Origin of the sequence: Hydrogenophaga sp., from assembly GCF_041633695.1 — a bacterium.
GTDB lineage: Bacteria > Pseudomonadota > Gammaproteobacteria > Burkholderiales > Burkholderiaceae_C > Hydrogenophaga.
Genome location: NZ_JBFJMY010000623.1, coordinates 1 through 2,012, shown reverse-complemented (window position 1 = coordinate 2,012; position 2,012 = coordinate 1). Strand labels below are relative to the sequence as shown.

Here is a 2,012-nt window from a genome sequence, read left to right as displayed (position 1 = left end):
GTCGAGGCTGACTGCAGCCGGTCAGGTTTGGGCGTGTCCGAATTTTTGTGCAAACGGTTCGGACTTCAGTTGACGGAGATGCGGTCTCCGAACTGAATGGTAAAGCGAGTCAGCGCAGCCTTCCAATCGCGGATGGGCATGGTCCACTTCTGGCTGATGTTGCGCAGGGCCAGGTAGAACAGCTTGGTCAGCGCCTCGTCGCTGGGGAACGAGCCCCGGTTCTTGCTCAGCTTCCTCAGGCCCATGTTCACCGACTCGATGGCGTTGGTCGTGTAGATGACTTTGCGGATTTCCGCCGGGTAGTCAAAGAACGGCGTCAGCCGGCTCCAGTTCCTGCGCCAGGACTGGCCAATGGGCAGGTAGTCCGAGTCCCACTTGGCTTCGAACTCGCCCAGGCGCAGCTCGGCCTCTTCGGAGGTGGCGGCCTGGTAGATGTGGCGCAGGTCCGCCGCAACATCTTTTCTGCGCTTCCACGAGACGTAGTTCAGGCTGTGGCGCACCATGTGCACGATGCACAGCTGAACCACCGCCTTGGGGAACACCGCCTCGATGGCATCGGGGAAGCCCTTGAGCCCGTCAACGCAGGCAATGAAGATGTCCTGTACGCCCCGGTTGCGCAGCTCGGTGACCACCTGCAGCCAGAACTTGGCACCTTCAGTCTGCGCCAGCCACAGGCCCAGCACCTCCTTCTCGCCATTCATGTTGATGCCGATGGCCAGGTACACCGCCTTGACCCGCACCGCGCCCTCGCGCACCTTCACGTGGATGCAGTCCAGGTAGACGATGGGGTAGATGGCGTCCAGCGGGCGAGCTTGCCAGACCTTGACCTCTTCGCTGACGGCGTCCGTCACCGAAGAAATCAGGCTGGGCGAGACCTCGGCGCCGTACATCTCCTGCAGGTGGCTTTGTATCTCGCGCACCGTCATGCCACGGGCGTACAGCGAGATGATTTTGTCGTCGAAGCCACTCCAGCGGGTCTGGTGCTTGGGGATGAGCTGGGGCTCAAAGCTGCCGTGGCGGTCGCGTGGCACTTCGATGGGCAGTTCGCCGAACTCGCCCTTGAGGGTCTTCTTGCTCTTGCCGTTGCGGGTGTTGCCGCTGGCGTTGGCCACGGCCTCGTGGCCTTCGTGACCGAGGTGTTCGGTCAGTTCGGCTTCCAGCGCCTTCTCCACCAGCAGTTTGGTCAGCTGCTTGAGCAGGCCGTTCTCGCCAATCAGGTCTTCAGGCTTCTTGTAGTCGGCCAGCAGGCTGGCCAGCAATTCTTGGGGGACTTCGTGTTTCTTGGTTGTCATTGTGTTTGCGGACAAGCAGGCTCTCGCCTGCGGTGAATTGTCCGTTTACACAAAATTCTGCACACCCTCTGCTCATCAAACTGCCCGAGTTCAAACCCGCCAGCGCGGTCAATGTAATGCAGGCCTTCAGCGACAAGTTGCTGGGCATCGCCGAGCCCATGCGCCAGAGCATGACGTACGACCAGGGTCGGGAGATGGCAATGCACAAGGAGTTGAGCCGTCGTACCGGAATGGCGGTGTACTTCTGTGACCCGCACAGCCCGTGGCAGCGCGGCTCCAACGAGAACACCAACGGGCTGGTGCGCCAGTATCTGCCCAAAGGCACAGACCTATCGGGCTTCAGTCAGGAACAGCTGGACGCCATCGCTGACCAGATCAACAACCGGCCGAGAAAAGGCTTGGGCGTACGATCTCCGCTGGCCGTATACAGCGAGTTGCTCCTCAACAGCCACCAACACTCCACCCTCGTTCATTGAATTCAAGGGTGTTGCACTTCACTTTTGAATCCACCTCTACAGAAGCGGGTGAAGTCCAGTACATTGATACACGTGCTCCCCCTTTCCATTCTTAAGCAACGGAGGCCAGCTGTTGACCTGCAGCATTCGAACCTTTTCGACCTATCTCAATGATGTCGATCGACTTCTAGAGGAAATGCCCCCGCTTTCTGCTCTGGATGGGTGCGTGAGGCGGCTGGCTAAGGTGCTGGGCTTTGATTCGGCC

1 protein-coding gene and 1 pseudogene are annotated in these 2,012 nt (G+C 59.7%); one reads left to right on the top strand and one right to left on the bottom strand.

Annotation, left to right across the window (positions count from 1 at the left end; translation table 11 throughout):
- Positions 1 to 65 precede the first annotated feature (65 nt).
- Positions 66 to 1,292 (bottom strand): IS256 family transposase, encoded by a 1,227-nt coding sequence (locus ABYB95_RS22510; RefSeq protein ID WP_372662258.1) that lies wholly within the window; start codon positions 1,290 to 1,292, stop codon positions 66 to 68.
- 68 nt (positions 1,293 to 1,360) lie between these two features.
- Between ABYB95_RS22510 and ABYB95_RS22505 the strand changes: the two are divergent.
- Positions 1,361 to 1,768 (top strand): annotated as a pseudogene (locus ABYB95_RS22505) (IS30 family transposase); the annotation flags it as partial.
- Between the last annotated feature and the right edge of the window lie 244 nt (positions 1,769 to 2,012).

Bases quoted from the DNA above. Each gene is read 5' to 3' on its own strand.
- ABYB95_RS22510 (WP_372662258.1), bottom strand. From the start codon at position 1,292: ATGACAACCAAGAAACACGAAGTCCCCCAAGAATTGCTGGCCAGCCTG.